This is a genomic window from Stutzerimonas stutzeri (assembly GCF_024448955.1).
In the GTDB taxonomy this organism is placed as follows: domain Bacteria; phylum Pseudomonadota; class Gammaproteobacteria; order Pseudomonadales; family Pseudomonadaceae; genus Stutzerimonas; species Stutzerimonas stutzeri_AQ.
Genome location: NZ_JAMOIH010000006.1, coordinates 197,250 through 212,870 on the forward strand (window position 1 = coordinate 197,250; position 15,621 = coordinate 212,870).

A 15,621-nucleotide genomic window follows, 5' to 3' on the forward strand; every position below is an offset into this window, starting at 1 on the left:
GCCGATTTCGACGAGGCTCAACTGTTTCTGACCATGGCTGGAATCGCCCGTAAGTAGATCAATTCACCAATCAGTTCTACGAGTGTCTGAGTAATCACAGCCGCCGCGGCCAGCGCGCGAATGGACTCCGGGAGCGCTAGGGCCAGGGGAAGCACTACAAGCGAGTTGCGAGTGCCTGAGCTAAAGGCCACTGCCCGTGCGGCAGAAGCCTCCAAGCCAAATAGCCGGGAGCTGAGTACGCCGAGGGCCGGAGCGAGTAGTAGAAACGCTCCGTATACCGGAAGCAACGGCGCCAGGATGTCGAGTTGGTACACGACAGCCGCGATCTGCGAACCCACCACCACGATTAGAACCAGGGCCATTGCAGGCACTGGCAGCCAGGCCCAACCTGCGCTCCATGCGCGAAGCAGCAGAGATCGGCGTCCGCCAAATTCGGTGAGCACAGCCGCTACCAAGGGTAGGACGATCAGTAACAGGAAGGCTTCTGCGAAGGGCCACAGCTCGATCACTGTGCCGGCTTCGGGGCCAAGGATTAGCCGCAAGTAGAGGGGCAGCAGCAGAAGCTGGAGCAACAGCAGCAATGGCGTCGCCGCGAGCACCAGACGAGAGTCCCCTTTGCCCAGGTGGGTGAAGACCACCACGTAATCGATACAAGGCGTCAGCAGGACAAGCAGCGCGCCGACCAACAAGGCCTTGTTCGATGAGAGCGGCCACGTCACCAGCCACACCATCAATGGCACCAATAGGAAGTTGGCCAGCAACAAGGCACCGACGAAGCGGCGGTTGGCAAAAGCTTCTCGCAGCTCCAAAAAAGGAATCTGCAGAAACATGGCATACATCAGCACGGCAATCGCCGGTGTGATGGCCATGGCCGTCAGTCCGGTGAATTGCGCAGAGCTCAGGCCTGCAATGGCAGCGGCCACCACCGCCGCGAAATAAAATGCTATCTGGTGTTCTTCCAGCCAGTCCCGCGACATCTGATATCTTCCCTTGTTGCGCAAGGGCGACATTCTCCCACTGGCATCGGATTTAACCCAGCGTTGAGGCTGGTTGCTTTTCGCTTTGCCGTTGGGCGAAGTCCGCAACGGTCCTAACAAGTCCTGCCGATAAGAGGATGCATGATGTTTCGAAATAACTGGATGGCGGGTCTGAGGCAAGTGCTCGCCATCGCCAGGAGTTAACCGCAATGAATCCTCAACCTTCAGGCATGCCCTGGAACCTGCTGCTGCTAACCTGGCTGGTCGCACTGGTATCGACCCTGTCCGCGCTGTTCATTGGTGAGGTGATGGGCCAGGCACCCTGCGTGTTGTGCTGGTTCCAGCGTGCCTTCATGTTTCCGCTGGCGGTGATCCTGGCCATCGCCTGCTACCGCTCGGATTTCACCGTCTGGCACTATGCCCTGCCGCTGACCGCTATCGGTGCGGCACTGGCATTTGTTCACACGCTGCTCTATGCAGGGCTGATTCCACAGCCGATCCAGCCCTGCACGGCCACTGGTCCATCCTGCTCAGGCGCCGGAATGACCCTCTTCGGCGTGGTGCCCCTGCCGGCACTCGCCTTGTTCGCTTTTATCCTTATCGCCATCCTGCTCATAATCATCCGTCGGAGAACCACCCCATGAATCGCCGTTCCGTGGTCCTGATCGTCAGTGTCGTGATCCTGGCCGTCTTTGCTGCCGCCGCATTCTTCTATTCCCCCTCGCAATCGCCTCAACAGGCCCAGGCTCCCGGTTCGACAGCCCAAGAGACCGCGACACAACCCAAACAGAACGGCGGCCAGTTGGTTCGCTTCCACTCACCAGTGTTCGGCCCGGCGCAAGCGCCAGTGACCATCGTCGAATTCTTTGACCCTTCCTGCGAGGCATGCCGCGCCTTCCACCCCTATGTGAAGCAGATCCTCGCCGAGAACCCGGAAGACGTGCGTTTGGTGCTGCGCTATGTACTGTTCCATCAAGGCTCCGAAGAGGTGGCGCGAATGCTGGAGGCGGCGCGTAAGCAAAATCTCCATGAACAAGTGTTGGGGGCTGTGCTGGAAGCCCAACCCGGTTGGCACGACGACCCCAAGGTAACGCAGGCATGGGCTGCTGCAGAGCGCGTCGGTTTGAACTTGGAACAGGCCCGCCAGGACATGCATACGCCTGGCGTCAACGCCGTGCTGGAAACGGACATGCAGGACGTTAAAGCCGTTGGGGTTCGTGGCACGCCGACTTTTTTTGTCAATGGTCGTGCGCTCAGCGAGTTTGGCCCGGAGCCGCTGCGCCAGTTGGTGAACAGCGAAGTGGCCAAGGCACGAGAATGACACTATGAGCGCGCTGGAAAACCGCGTGCCACCGCTGCTCGTGGCCGGCCTGATCGCTGTGCTGATGGGTTTGTCGGGAACCAAATTGCCGGGTTTCGAACTGGCATGGACCGCGCGCCTGACCTTCGCTTTGCCAATACTGCTCCTGGGGCTCGGCGTGTGCCTCGCCGGCGTCCTGTCGTTTCGCCGCGCGCGTACTACGGTTAATCCATTGCAGCCGCAGCAGGCTTCTGCATTAGTGGAGGCTGGCATCTACCGGTACAGCCGCAACCCCATGTACTTAGGCTTTGCCATTATCCTGGCGGCTTGGGCGCTGGTCTTGGCCTCGCCTCTAACCCTGCTTGGCGTAGTTGCTTTCGTGCTGTACATGAACCGTTTCCAGATCCCAGCCGAAGAGTGGGCGCTGGAAACATTGTTCGGCGAATCATTTGCCCGCTACCGTGCACGAGTCCGCCGCTGGCTCTGAGCGTCCGCGGCGGTAGCGACTGGCGGGGCTTGCTCGTCGCGGCAGCCTGCCGAAGGTGCCACGACCTAGCCTGATCTCCTCGTGACGAGCTGCTTTGGCCACATGCCGCTAGCATGTCTCTGGTCGAAGACATAGCGCCAACGAGTGATGTCGCAAGTTCACTCCGTTGATATCGAGATAACTGTCTAGCAACAGCGGTGAGCGCAAAGCAGGCTTATGCTTCGCTGCGATGACTGTCGGCCTGCCTGGTGTCGATACAAACACTGCCGTCTAGCTCCATTTCAAGTGTCGAGTGGCTGACTTTGAATCGCTCATGAAGTACACGTTTTAAATCAGTCTTCACTCGTTCAATTTCGGGCAGGCTAGCCTTCTTGATGACAACGTGAGCTTCCAATGCAGTTGAATGTTCGGCAATTTCCCAGACATGTACGTGGTGAACACTCACAACGTCGTCCACTTGCTCCATGACATTGATTATATCAGTGATGGAAACTCCTTCTGGTGCGCCCTCCATTAACAAGTGAATGGTTTTAGGTAGCATGCTAAAGCCCTGCCATAGCACGTAACCAGCAATCATCAGCGTCAGTACAGTATCTGTCCAATACCAGTCATACAGAAGGATTAATGTTCCGGCAATAATAACACCGACGGAGGCCAGCGCATCCGACACATTGTGCAAGAATGCCGCCTTTATATTCATGCTATTCTTAGACATTGTGTAGGTGAGCAAGGCCGTGACGACATCTACAATCAAGGCTATTCCCGCCACCACGACCACTGTCCATCCTTCAATGGGCTGTGGGGCAAAAAACCGACCTATAGCTTCGTAGATGAGGTAGAGACCAACGATAATCAGCGTGACCAAGTTAATCAAAGCCGCTATGGTTTCACTGCGTCGGTAGCCGAAGGTTTTAAAAGCATCTGGCGGTTTGCGACCGATTTTACGTGCGATGAGCGCAATAACCAGTGATGCGGCATCGCTCAAGTTATGTAGCGCGTCAGCTATGAGCGATAAACTGCCAGAAAGTATTCCTCCAACAACTTGTGCCAGAGTTAGCACAGTATTAACGCCAATGGCAGCGATTAAACGCTTATCGCCTATGGCTTCGGTGTTATGGTTATGTTCGTGAGCCATTGGTTTTTAACCGTCCTTAAATAACATAAGACAAGGATAGGGAGCCCAAAAAAGTAATAGATAATACTAGCACCAATACCATCTGGCCTTCCAAACCACACTGACAGAAATGCGACCACTCTCAAGCGAGTTCGTGCATTATCGTCTGAAACTTGCCGATAACTGGCCGATCCCTCTCAAACGTTAAACGACGTTGCTCGCTAATGATAGATGATGCGGCGTCAATCCGAAGATGACAAAATTGTAATCTTCCAATCATTCTTTTCGTAGGATAGGCCCTTGCAGATTGGTGCGCCTCGGTGCTGACATGACGAAGCAAGGCGCTCATGTCACCGCGCAATGGAAGCATTACATTTCAATAATGTAATGCTTGGCTCATGCTGCTGTTAACTTCAATCACGCAAAATTCATTCGAACCTGCAGGGCTCAGCGAGAAAGCTCAGCAAGCCACCTTTGAATTTAGCGAGGACTGCCCTATGAATCTGTTGAAAGCTATTGTTGTTGGTTTGGTAATCTGCGGCTCCGCATTGTCTTATGCAGAAGATGGTTACGACCGCTCAATTAAATTTAATGAAAAATTCCGAGCAGATCAAAAACGAATTCACGGAACCGAATCCGCCAAACGAAAAATAGACGAATTACAGATTAAGGATACCCGCCAAGATCAGAACAATACGGAAAGCAAGAAAGAAACCAAAGCTGACTAACCGCTTCATATCTGAACGATATTCGCCTCCTGCAGCTTCCAATCTCCTTTGGAAGCAGTTGCACTCTAAGCGCCCTTCGGGGCGCTTTTTTGTTTCCATAACTTGCCCGCAACATCGCTACCAGCGAATCGCCCGGAATTTATATAAGCCGTTTCGTTTAAGTCAGGCCGCCATTGCCTGATCTGTTGTTATTAGCCTTCGCAAGGATCATGTCCGAGTGAGCTGAACAGACGCTGTGGCGTACAGCGCACCCATGTCTGGGTCGCTATCTCAAAGGCCTCACGGTTCGCCCATGATTGACGGTGTCAGCTCGGCCTTGCACAGCCCGCTGATCGTTCCAGCCAGGGCTTTGTCGTAGCTATCGCCCTTTGCTGCCGACCGGGGCAGGTCAGTCGCTGTTTGCATAATCCTTCGTCAGCTCACCGTGGGTGAAAGCCATCAGGTCAAGGACGCGTATGTAGCGAAAGTCATACGCACTAAGCGCTGAGCAATTTTTTATTTACCGCTTAGATGCATCAGACTGCGCCACAAAGGCTGTGCTGTCCGCTGCGCCGCTAATGAAACTGCGCTCCGATAATTAACGCGCCCCGTTCTCGCTAGCTAGCAAGAACGGGGCGTTGTGTGCCGCCATCCAATCTCTAGCTTGTTCTGTCAGCGGCCAACGCGATTTCTTGCTCCTCCAATTCGTCTTCGCGTCGATGAGCCATCTGGTAGAGCAACGGCAAAACTAATAGCGTTAGCACCGTTGAGGAGAGAATCCCCCCGATCACCACCGTCGCAAGGGGACGTTGTACCTCTGCACCGGTACCCACATTCAAGGCCATTGGAACGAACCCGAGTGAAGCCACTAAGGCTGTCATCAATACCGGTCGTAGCCGGGTAAGGGCACCTTCGCGGATCGCAGTGTCCAGAGGTAAACCTTGCTCCCGTAGGCTACGGATGAAGGAGATCATTACCAGGCCATTTAGAACGGCGACGCCTGACAGAGCAATAAAGCCAACACCTGCTGAAATGGACAATGGGATATCTCTGAGCCACAGCGCAACAATGCCTCCGGTGAGCGCAAATGGAATCCCTGTAAAGACCAACAAACCGTCTTTGACATTGTTGAACATCATGAAAAGCAGAATGAAGACCAGGAGCAGCGCCACGGGGACGACAATCTGCAGCCGCTTCGTTGCCGATTCAAGCTGCTCAAAGGTACCGCCCCAGTCGATCCAATAACCTGCCGGGATATCTACCTGGGCCTGGATTTTCTGTTCTGCCTCAGATACGAATGATCCAATGTCACGACCACGGACGTTTGCACTGACGACAATTCGCCGTTTCCCTTCTTCTCTACTGATCTGATTCGGACCGGGGGCCAAATCCAGGGTGGCCACCTCGCCGAGGGGGATATAACTTATGGTGCTGTTTAATTCCCTTGGAAGGGCAATTGGAAGCCGCTCAATTGCGGCGAGATCGCTGCGTATCTCGTCCGGTAAACGAACCACGATATCGAAACGCCGATCTCCTTGAAACAAGGTGCCTGCCTCTCGGCCACCGATAGCTACTGCAACCGCTTGCTGGACGGTATCTAGACTCAGGCCGTATCGTGCGATCTGATCGCGATCGATATCAATCGTGAGCATGGGAAGGCCAGTCGTCTGCTCGACCGTAACCTCTGAAGCGCCTGGTACTTGTCCTAGCACCTCGGATACTTCCGCCGCCGTGCTGTTAAGAACGTCCATGTCATCACCATAGATTTTCACGGCTACCGCGGCACGAACTCCGGAAATCAGCTCGTTGAAACGCAGCTGAATCGGCTGGGAAAACTCGTAGTTATTGCCCGGCAACTCAGCGGCGGATGCTTGCACCTCGCTTAAGAGCTGATTACGCGACTTGCCTGGATCCGGCCACTGTTCTTGTGGCTTCAGCATGACGTACCCGTCAGAGATATTTGGAGGCATAGCATCCGATGCCACTTCCGCAGTGCCAGTTCGCGCAAATATGCGTTCAATCTCCGGAAACTCATCCATAAGCTTTCGCTCCAGCTGCTGCTGCATCTCTACAGACTGACTAAGACTGGTAGCTGGTACACGAAGGGCTTGGATAGCGAAGTCTCCCTCGTTGAGGCTAGGCACGAATTCACTGCCCATACGTGACCCTACGACGCCAGAAAGTATGACTACAACTACCGCAAAGGTGAGCACTGCTGGCTTGTTGGCCATTACCGCATCGAGCGCAGGTGCGTAGGCCCGTTTAGCATTGCGGATTAGAAAGTTTTCCTTTTCCGTAACCCGCTTACCGATAAAGAGCGCAACGGCCGCCGGGACGAACGTCACCGAAAGGATTATCGCCCCGAATAGCGCTGTCACTACGGTAAACGCCATGGGCGTGAACATCTTACCTTCTACCCCTGTAAGGGCGAATATCGGCAGATACACGATCATAATGATCAGCTGCCCATACAATAGAGGCCGACGCACTTCCTTTGCCGCAGCGAATACTTCATGAAGCCGTTCGGACAGTGTTAATGCCCGTCCGTGATGGGACTGAGCGTGTGCAAGTCGACGCACGCAGTTCTCAACAATCACCACGGCTCCATCGATAATGATGCCGAAATCCAATGCGCCTAGGCTCATCAGGTTGGCGCTGACCTGATTGGCTACCATGCCGGTGAACGTGAAGAGCATAGAAAGCGGTATCACAAGCGCGGTTAGGATCGCCGCCCGGATATTGCCTAAGAAGAGAAAAAGTATAACCACAACAAGAATGGCACCCTCAGTGAGGTTCTTCTTAACGGTGGATATAGCTTTGTCTACGAGTACAGTTCGATCGTAGACAGTAATTGCCTTTACGCCTTCCGGAAGCGAAAGGTTTATCTCTTTCATCTTGTCGTCGACAGCCCTTGAAACTACTCGGCTATTTTCACCGATAAGCATGAAGGCCGTACCTAGTACCACTTCGCGGCCATTCTCGGTGGCTGCGCCAGTGCGGAGCTCCTTTCCAACCTCGACCGTCGCAACGTCGCGGATACGCACTGGGGTACCGTCAACGTTGCTAATAAGGGTATCGCGGATGTCCTCCACAGACTGCATTTGTCCTGGAGCGCGAACAAGATACTGCTCGCCGCGCTTTTCAATATATCCGGCACCTAGATTGTTATTGTTTTGCTCAACCGCCTCGATCAAATCTTGTAGTGTTAGTCCAAACGACCGCAAAGTGTCTGGGTTGGGGGCGATCTGATATTCCTTTGCATATCCTCCGATCGTATTGATCTCAGTAACACCAGGTACATTTCGGACTTGCGGTTTGATGATCCAATCTTGAATCTCACGCAAGTCAGCAGGGGTATACGGCGTACCGTCCGATTTGGTGGCACCTTCCTCAGCTTCAACCGTCCAAAAATAGATTTCGCCAAGCCCAGTGGAAATAGGGCCAAGTGTTGGAGTGACGCCATCTGGGAGCTGATCTTTGGCCCCTCCCAGGCGCTCGTTCACAAGTTGGCGGGCAAAATAGATGTCAGTGCCTTCCTCAAAAATAACTGTGATCTGAGAAAGTCCATATCGAGACAAGGATCGTGTCTGCTCGAGCTTGGGCAGCCCAGCCATTACCGTCTCGAGCGGGTAGGTAATACGCTGCTCCACTTCCAGCGGGGAATAACCTGGCGCCGCAGTGTTGATTTGCACCTGTACGTTGGTGATATCCGGGACAGCATCGATAGGCAGCTTTTGGTAGCTGTAAGCTCCTAACGCTGCCATGCCAAGCACGGCTAGCATAACCAACCAGCGATGCTCGATAGAAAAACGAATGATACGTTCGAACACGATTCTATAACTCCGTATCAGTGAGCATGCGAGGCGCTGGCTTTGCCAAGCTCGGACTTGATGATGAAGCTGTTATCCAAGGCATAGCGCGCTCCGGGCTGGAGGCCTTCCTTGATTTCGACCGCGTCACTATCGCTGCGGCCACTCACGATTGGCTGAGCAGCAAAGCCATGGTCGGTCCGTACAAACACCACCGGCTTTTCTTCCAATGTGTGGATCGCATCAGGACTTACTGCGACTGGCACGGATGCTTCGCCAGCGCCTACCTGCACTTTGACGAACAGGCCGGGGCGCCAAACCCCTTCAGGGTTGGGAAGTGTGACCCGGGCGGTAGCGGCGCGGCTTTGCTGACCAACAAGTGAGCCGACATAAGAAACGGTTCCATTGGCACTGGACTCGAATGCTGTGGCCTCGATAACGGCATTGCTGCCTACTCGTACCGCGCTGAGTGCATTGGCAGGAACGCTGATATCTGCCCACACGGTGGAGAGATCGGAAATGATGAATATCTGGTCATCGGTATTGACTGACTCACCGAGCGTGATGTCCTTCTCAACGATCATCCCATCGAACGGCGCCCTGAGTTCGTAGCGGCTCAATGCGTCTGGCTTGCCAGCATCACTGCCAAGCGCTTGTAGCTGTGCGTTTGCATTCGCAACAGTCAGCTCTGCTTCCCGTAAAGCCTGTTGTGCCTGTAAATAATCCTGTTCCGCAGAAATACGCTCTTCCCATAGCTCCTTTTCGCGTCGATAGGTTTTTTGAGCCAATGCAAGACGTTTTTGCGCCGCGTAGAACTCGCTTCTACGTTCCGACAGGTCTGTACTCGCGATCACAGCAAGTACTTGCCCCTGTTTCACCTGTTCGCCCAAATCGACTTTGACCGCTTCAACGACACCTGAGAGACGAGGCACAACTTGCGCTGTGCGGTCTTGGTTGAATGTAATTTCGCCAGGCAGCTCAATTGCGCTTTTTATCTTTGCGGGCTGAGCAGTTGCCAGTGAGATGCCGGCGGCTAGGATTTGTGTCTCTGAGAGTTCTACCTCTGCTGTTTCAGTATGCTCCGCTCCCTCGGGCTCATCTTCATGCTCATCTTTCTCTGCCGCACCGACCTCGTGATCGCTATCGGCGCCTCCTTCATCATGGCCATGATCTCCTTCGGCTTCTGCATCCTCATCCGAATGCCCTTCATCCTCATGCTCCGATTCGTCACCATGCTCGCTATGTGCGTCGCCCGCATCGGGCACAGCTGGACTACTGCGAAGAAGCAATCCGCCAAGCATAAGTGCCACGCTTAATATGACGACGATCCAAAAAATCTGCTTCTTGTGACCAGCCAAGGAAGATGTATTCGATTTACTTTTCATATGGATTCCTATGGCTGAGTGGCCGAGGTGATAACGGCCGACCCATCTCCGACAATTCGCGAGATTTCTGCCGCCGCCTGGTTAGCTTGTGATAGCGCAGACAGGTACTGAGATCGGGCTTGGAAAAGCGTGCGTTGAGCATCCAGTACGTCAAGGAACGTGAATTTTCCAAGTTCGAACCCCTTGCTGGCAGCTTCATAAGCGCTTTGGGCACTGGGGAGCATATCGTTGCGCAACAGTTCAAACTGCTGGCGAGCAGTGCGCAGCCGCATGTGCGCTTGGGAAAGTTCGCTTTTCAGGCGTATATGGACGGCGTTGAGCTCGTCCTGCGCCTGGTAGGCCCGTTCCTGCGCTGCTCCGATGTTGCCTTGGTTTCGATCAAACAACGGCAGGGGCATCGAGATACTCACCAATCCCAGCGTGCCGTTATATTCATCTGAGCGTTGGGCACCTACGCTAACCGTCACGTTAGAAAAGCGATTCGTCCTTTCCAGCTTTAACGCAGCCCGACGTCTTTCAGCCTCCCGACGCGCGCGGGTTAGTTGGGCGGAATCGTTCAAACGGCTATAAAGCTCAGCTAGCTCGGGAAGAGGAGGCACTGCCTCTGCCGGCTCTTTTACTCGCTCAAAGCGTGGCTGTGGATTTCCCCAGTTGGCCGCCAGCCGAGTGCGCGCAGCTTCGAGTTCAGCTGTGGCCTGGGCAAGCTCTACTTGCACTCCAGTAGCCGCAACCCGCGCCCGGGTTTCCTCTACGGGAGAAACCATGCCGGCCCTCACACGTCGATTGGCCACGTTCACTGCTTGCTTCGCAAGCTTTGAAGCAGCCTGAGCGAGGTCCAGCCGTTCTTGAGCAGTAAGCACATCGTAGTACGCGCCCATCACTGCCCCCCTCAGTCGAGCTTGGGCGTCCTGTAGGTCAGCAGCTGCTACGTCCAAGGCTCGTTGCGCCGCCTCAATACGAGCCGAACGTTTACCACCCAGCTCTATTTCTTGGCTCAGTTCAAGCGTGGTCTCCGGGGCATCGCCCCGGATTCCCTCCTGGCTAGCGGACAATATTGGATTCGGACGTGCTCCGGCTTGGCTAATTAATGCGCGAGAAGCAGCCAGCTCACGTCTTGCAACAGCCAGTTCAGGGCTTGCAGAGCTAGCGAGTTCCAAGGCGCGTAGAAAGCTTATGGATTCGACAGACTCAACGGGGAATGTATTTGACACACCGACAGGTAAGGTCTGTGTGAAGGTCGGCAACTCTAAGGGTTGCGCAAAGGCGAGATTGCACGACAACGTCGTCAACCCCAGCGAGAAAAGAGCTTTTCGCACCGAAATCTCCTAAAAAAAGGGAAGGTTCGGTGAGACGTCAGATACAGATAAATGGCGCTTACTGGTTACTTTGGCGTCCCACCGGTTTTGCACCGATGCGCCAATTAGGTTTCTCAGGACGCCCCGCTTCAGCCGATGCGTAGCTAGCAGAAGGAAACGGTTTCAAGCTCATTGATAATACCGAACCAGGACAGATCCCTTTCGTTATAAGCGGCTTGATATGGTCGCCATGAAAGACACAGTCTCCATCCAGACTGATTTTTTTTGCGGCTTTTGACGATCCTTCCTCGTCAGTACCCAGAGACTCGTGCGGATGTTCGTGATGTCCAAGATGATTTGCTGCCGAACCATCCTCATGACTGCAGCTCGTGCTAACAACTGCCCATGATGATTGCAATGGGAACAAGGCTAGCAACATCAGCAAAACTATTTTTCTCATCCAAGGCAAAACGATGACTTCCTGGTTTAGATGTCGAATCCAATCATAAGAACTACCCCCGCCAAGACGCGAAACACATGCGCCTCTACTGCGATAGTGATTCGCCCTGAATTTAGTAGACAAATACACGAAAGCGTTTTTATCAGCCTTGCCAAGCCGGCGAGATAGCTGATGGCTATGGGGTGGTGACTTTAAATAAGTGTGGATAACGACCTGGTGACCGCAACATTACAAATCTGTAATCGAAGGAGTGCGCGATTGGGCTTCCTCAGATTACAAAATAGTCATTTGCCGCTAATCCTGCCGTCATCTCTAGGGGAAGAACATGGCCAAGCGCTAAAAACAAAAAGGCGAAAGGCGTCATTCGAGCACTGACCTGCCGTACATAAGGAGCATCATCATGAGCAAAAAGGCCGTTTTTTCGCTGACAGCCCTTTCACTGGCATTGGGCAGCGCCCCGGTCTTTGCCCAATCGGAAACAGCCGAGGGCTTCATCGAAGGCAGCACGCTATCGCTGATAAATCGCAACTTCTATTTCAATCGGGATTTTCGCGACGGTGAGAGTGCCGCCGGCAATGGCTACTCCGAGGAATGGGCCCACGGATTGATGGCCTTCTTCGAGTCCGGATATACCCAAGGCTCGGTAGGGATTGGCTTCGACGCTTTCGCCATGCTCGGCCTCAAGCTCGACTCCGGTTCGGGGCGCTCCGGTGTGGGCGGCAGCATCGACCTGCTTCCCCACGACAGCGCTGGCGATCCTGAGGATGACTTCACACGGGTGGGGGGCGCGGTGAAAGCACGCTTGCTGGACACCGAGATCAAGGCCGGCGATGTATTTCCCACTACACCTGTCGTGCACTTCGGCGACTCTCGGCTGCTGCCGGAGTCTTTCAAGGGTGTCACCGTTGTGAACAACTCGCTGGACGACCTCACCCTTCAGGGAGGCCGCTTGCACGCGATGAGCCAGCCCAACACCAGTAACATGAACGAAGACTTCGTCACCTTCTACGGCGGGGGCGTAGACGCGCCTTGGCTCGGCTACGCAGGCGGTGACTACAGCGTGAATGAAAATATCAGTCTTAGCCTGTACACCAGCCGCCTCAAAGATGCCTGGAACCAGCATTACTTCGGTGCGTCGGCCACCTATCCGCTCTCCGATATCGTCGCGCTGCTGGCCAGCTTCAACTATTACAAGGCAACCGACGAAGGCCGTGAGTTGCTGGGCGAGTTCAACAACAACATCTGGAGCTCCAGCCTGGGTGTCGCCTTCGGCGCGCACACCGTCACGGCGTCGTATCAGCGAAACAACGGTAACAACGACTTTGACTACTTGCGCCAGGCGGACTCGATCTACCTGAACAACTCCATTCAGTACAGTGATTTCAACTCACCTAAAGAGCAGTCCTGGATGCTGCGCTACGACCTGAACATGGCGGAGTACGGCATACCCGGGCTTACTTTCATGACCCGCTACGCCCGCGGTTGGGGCGCCGATTACAGCAACGCGAACGAGGTGTACATGCGCCAAGACGATAACGGTGCGCCGCTGACGGGACAGAACCGCTGGGAACGCGACGTCGAAGCCCGCTACGTTGTACAGACTGGCTCTCTCAAGGATTTGTCTCTGCGGGTGCGCCAGGCTACCACGCGGGCGACTGCTTTCGAGTCCGACCTCGATGAGGTCCGATTCATCGCCGAGTACCCTCTCTCGATCTTGTGAAACACCATGAGCAACACCACATCTTCTTTAGTTTTGCTCCCTTGGTTTGAAGATGTGTTTCAGGCGCCCATCAGGGCGCCTTTTTTCGTTTGGTGCACCCGCTCGCGCTGCGGGTCAACCAAATGACCGGTAGATTACAAATTCGCAAGATAGCCCTCACAGGGCTTTTACCGCGTTAAAGTGCTTCCCGCTTCCCTGGGCAGATCTTTTCGCCTCTGCCTTTCACGCTAGAGCCAAGCCGCTTTCGTCTTGACCTAGTTACTACATGGATTTTTTTGGTTCCGCTTACCGCGCACCTCCTTGCCGAGTTACCTCAAAACATGCGCATCCTGGTTGTCGAAGACGAGATCAAAGCTGCGGAATACTTGCAGCAGGGTCTTATCGAATGTGGTTACTTGGTCGATTGCGTAAGTGATGGCCTCGATGGGTTTCACCTGGCACTGCAGAACGACTATGACATCGTGCTGCTAGATGTGAATCTGCCAACCATGGATGGGTGGGAGGTTCTCGAACTCATCAGGCGGCGTAAGCAGACACGCGTCATCATGCTGACTGCCAATGGCCGCTTAGAGCAAAAAGTCCGCGGCTTGGAATCGGGCGCCGACGACTATCTGGTCAAGCCGTTCCAGTTCCCCGAGCTGCTTGCCCGTATCCGGACACTGTTGCGGCGAGGCGAGGCAGTCACACTTCCGAGCAACCTGCGTGTAGCCGACCTCGAACTGGACCCGGCCCGGCATAGGGCTTACCGGAGCGGTCAGCGTATCGACCTCACCAGCAAAGAATTTGCGTTATTGCATCTGCTCATGCGCCGGACTGGCGAAGTCCTCACGCGTACGGAAATAACTGCCATGGTGTGGGACATCAATTTCGACTGCGATACCAATGTGGTGGATGTTGCGATTCGTCGCCTGCGGATGAAAGTGGACGAACCCTTCGGCGATCGCCTGATACACACCATCCGGGGTGTGGGCTACGTGCTGGAGGCGCGGCCTTGAAGCCACTCAGCCTCGCATCGCGTCTCGCGCTTCAAATCACACTGACCGGCGCCGCTTTGGTCGCGCTGCTGATTGCACTGAGCTACTGGGTACTGGTGCGCCAACTGGAACTGCGCGCCCAGGAGGAAGTGACGGCCAAGCTCTCTCAGATCGATCATGGACTCCTCGAAGACACCAAAGCCCGTATGGGCCGCTCCTGGCAACACGCATTGAGCGATACCGTACTCGGCCATGACAACCTTTCGATTACGGTCATCGGCGATACAGCGAAATCACCCATTTTCAGTATCGGCCGATTCGCCAATGCGCCGCAGCAGCTGGATCTCGTGAGCAGGGACGGCGACTATCTTGGCTGGACAACGAAAGATGGCGTGCAGATGCTAACCGGGCGCAAGCAAATCCAAGTCCCGGGACTGGCTCCAATGACGCTTTTACTTTCGCAAGATCGCAGTGCCGATCAACGGCTGGTGGCTGCATTCCTGCGCTCGGCCTTAGTGACCGTGCCGATGCTACTGATATTGATCGGATTGGCTGGATGGCTAATCGCCCAAAATGGCTTGCGGCCGCTTCGCAAGTTCCGGGCCTTGGCGACTAAGGTATCTACACAGGATCTATCACCTCGAATCCGCACCGATCGGCTTCCGCAAGAGCTCCAGGCATTGGCGCACAGCCTCAACGTAATGCTTCATCGACTCGATGACGGCGTTCAGCAACTGTCACAATTCTCGGACGATGTGGCTCATGAGTTAAAAACTCCGCTGAACAACCTGATAGGCAAGGCGCAGGTGACTTTGGTGCGTGAGCGAAGCAAGGAGCATTATCGGGAGGTGATCGAGTCGTCGGTTGAAGAACTCGAACGCATGGATCGAATCGTGTCAGACATGCTGTTTCTCGCCCAGGCCAGCCACGCCAGCCCAGCACTGAAGCTCGAACAATTATCTTTAGGAAGCGAGGCGAGGCGCGTATGTGAATACTTCGAAGTCCTTGCCGAAGAAGCGGGAGTCGCTACGACAGTAACGGGCGATGCCATGATTTTGGGAAATCGACTTATGGTCCAGCGGGCCATTTCCAACCTGCTATCCAACGCGCTGCGGCATTCAAATACTGGCAGTACGGTCGAACTTAAGATCCTTGAGGAGGACGTAGACATCGTCTCGCTGGCTGTCACCAATCATGGCGCGACTATCGAATCGGATCATCTCCCACATCTGTTCGACCGCTTTTACCGCGTTAACGGCATACAACCTCGCGGGGCAGGATTGGGGCTAGCGATTGTCCGCTCAGTGATGAACCTCCACAAAGGCCACGTGGCCGTCGCCAGCAAAGACGGTCGGACCACGTTTGAACTCACGTTTCCTCGGCAGGCCTGACT

Annotated in this window: 13 protein-coding genes; 7 read left to right on the top strand and 6 right to left on the bottom strand. The window is 54.6% G+C overall.

Features of this window, described 5'->3' with window-relative positions; all coding sequences use genetic code 11:
- Positions 1-17: 17 nt before the first annotated feature.
- The gene (locus tag NA645_RS08865; RefSeq protein ID WP_003292675.1) at positions 18-977 is read right to left on the bottom strand and encodes an arsenic resistance protein; all 960 of its coding nucleotides are present in this window, start codon (positions 975-977) and stop codon (positions 18-20) included.
- A 209-nt stretch (positions 978-1,186) separates the two neighbouring features.
- Between NA645_RS08865 and NA645_RS08870 the strand changes: the two genes are divergently transcribed.
- Genes NA645_RS08870 through NA645_RS08880 form a run of 3 tightly spaced genes read left to right on the top strand, consistent with a single transcriptional unit; the run spans position 1,187 to position 2,764 of the window.
- Positions 1,187-1,621, top strand: a complete 435-nt coding sequence (locus NA645_RS08870) for a disulfide bond formation protein B (RefSeq protein WP_003292674.1) — start codon at positions 1,187-1,189, stop codon at positions 1,619-1,621.
- Positions 1,618-2,298, top strand: a complete 681-nt coding sequence (locus tag NA645_RS08875) for a DsbA family protein (protein WP_008569955.1) — start codon at positions 1,618-1,620, stop codon at positions 2,296-2,298. Before NA645_RS08870 ends, NA645_RS08875 begins: the two co-directional genes overlap by 4 nt.
- A gap of 4 nt (positions 2,299-2,302) precedes the next feature.
- A complete protein-coding gene (locus NA645_RS08880) occupies positions 2,303-2,764 on the top strand; it encodes a methyltransferase family protein (protein ID WP_003292672.1) in 462 nt (153 codons plus the stop codon).
- A gap of 214 nt (positions 2,765-2,978) precedes the next feature.
- Here the strand turns inward: NA645_RS08880 and NA645_RS08885 are convergent, their stop codons facing one another.
- Complete coding sequence (locus NA645_RS08885; RefSeq protein ID WP_008569956.1) at positions 2,979-3,899, bottom strand: cation diffusion facilitator family transporter; 921 nt, start codon at positions 3,897-3,899, stop codon at positions 2,979-2,981.
- Between the two features lie 377 nt (positions 3,900-4,276).
- On the opposite strand from NA645_RS08885, the gene NA645_RS08890 reads away from it, so the two are divergent.
- Complete coding sequence (locus NA645_RS08890; RefSeq protein WP_023444715.1) at positions 4,277-4,606, top strand: hypothetical protein; 330 nt, start codon at positions 4,277-4,279, stop codon at positions 4,604-4,606.
- Positions 4,607-4,885: 279 nt separating this feature from the next.
- On the opposite strand, the gene NA645_RS08895 is transcribed toward NA645_RS08890, so the two are convergent.
- The 4 genes from NA645_RS08895 to NA645_RS08910 form a co-directional block, all read right to left on the bottom strand.
- Positions 4,886-5,011: a hypothetical protein gene (locus NA645_RS08895; RefSeq protein WP_023444716.1), complete on the bottom strand. Its 126-nt coding sequence runs from the start codon at positions 5,009-5,011 to the stop codon at positions 4,886-4,888.
- A gap of 233 nt (positions 5,012-5,244) precedes the next feature.
- Positions 5,245-8,415: a CusA/CzcA family heavy metal efflux RND transporter gene (locus NA645_RS08900; protein ID WP_256048496.1), complete on the bottom strand. Its 3,171-nt coding sequence runs from the start codon at positions 8,413-8,415 to the stop codon at positions 5,245-5,247.
- Between the two features lie 17 nt (positions 8,416-8,432).
- Positions 8,433-9,779, bottom strand: a complete 1,347-nt coding sequence (locus tag NA645_RS08905) for an efflux RND transporter periplasmic adaptor subunit (protein ID WP_015275575.1) — start codon at positions 9,777-9,779, stop codon at positions 8,433-8,435.
- An 8-nt stretch (positions 9,780-9,787) separates the two neighbouring features.
- Entirely contained in the window at positions 9,788-11,095 is a 1,308-nt protein-coding gene (locus NA645_RS08910; RefSeq protein ID WP_008569960.1) for a TolC family protein, read from the bottom strand.
- Positions 11,096-11,934: 839 nt separating this feature from the next.
- Here NA645_RS08910 and NA645_RS08915 point away from each other — a divergent pair.
- The 3 genes from NA645_RS08915 to NA645_RS08925 all read left to right on the top strand — a co-directional run bounded on the left by NA645_RS08915 (position 11,935) and on the right by NA645_RS08925 (position 15,619).
- On the top strand, positions 11,935-13,254 hold the full coding sequence (locus NA645_RS08915; RefSeq protein WP_014822255.1) for an OprD family porin: 1,320 nt from the start codon (positions 11,935-11,937) through the stop codon (positions 13,252-13,254).
- A gap of 320 nt (positions 13,255-13,574) precedes the next feature.
- The gene (locus NA645_RS08920; RefSeq protein WP_008569962.1) at positions 13,575-14,249 is read left to right on the top strand and encodes a heavy metal response regulator transcription factor; all 675 of its coding nucleotides are present in this window, start codon (positions 13,575-13,577) and stop codon (positions 14,247-14,249) included.
- A complete protein-coding gene (locus NA645_RS08925) occupies positions 14,246-15,619 on the top strand; it encodes a heavy metal sensor histidine kinase (protein WP_003292663.1) in 1,374 nt (457 codons plus the stop codon). The genes NA645_RS08920 and NA645_RS08925 overlap by 4 nt, the downstream gene beginning before the upstream one ends.
- The last annotated feature ends 2 nt before the right edge of the window (positions 15,620-15,621 follow it).

Coding starts and splice junctions, on each gene's coding strand:
- NA645_RS08865 (WP_003292675.1), bottom strand. CDS start 977: ATGTCGCGGGACTGGCTGGAAGAACACCAGATAGCATTTTATTTCGCG.
- NA645_RS08870 (WP_003292674.1), top strand. CDS start 1,187: ATGAATCCTCAACCTTCAGGCATGCCCTGGAACCTGCTGCTGCTAACC.
- NA645_RS08875 (WP_008569955.1), top strand. CDS start 1,618: ATGAATCGCCGTTCCGTGGTCCTGATCGTCAGTGTCGTGATCCTGGCC.
- NA645_RS08880 (WP_003292672.1), top strand. CDS start 2,303: ATGAGCGCGCTGGAAAACCGCGTGCCACCGCTGCTCGTGGCCGGCCTG.
- NA645_RS08885 (WP_008569956.1), bottom strand. CDS start 3,899: ATGGCTCACGAACATAACCATAACACCGAAGCCATAGGCGATAAGCGT.
- NA645_RS08890 (WP_023444715.1), top strand. CDS start 4,277: ATGCTGCTGTTAACTTCAATCACGCAAAATTCATTCGAACCTGCAGGG.
- NA645_RS08895 (WP_023444716.1), bottom strand. CDS start 5,011: ATGCAAACAGCGACTGACCTGCCCCGGTCGGCAGCAAAGGGCGATAGC.
- NA645_RS08905 (WP_015275575.1), bottom strand. CDS start 9,779: ATGAAAAGTAAATCGAATACATCTTCCTTGGCTGGTCACAAGAAGCAG.
- NA645_RS08915 (WP_014822255.1), top strand. CDS start 11,935: ATGAGCAAAAAGGCCGTTTTTTCGCTGACAGCCCTTTCACTGGCATTG.
- NA645_RS08920 (WP_008569962.1), top strand. CDS start 13,575: ATGCGCATCCTGGTTGTCGAAGACGAGATCAAAGCTGCGGAATACTTG.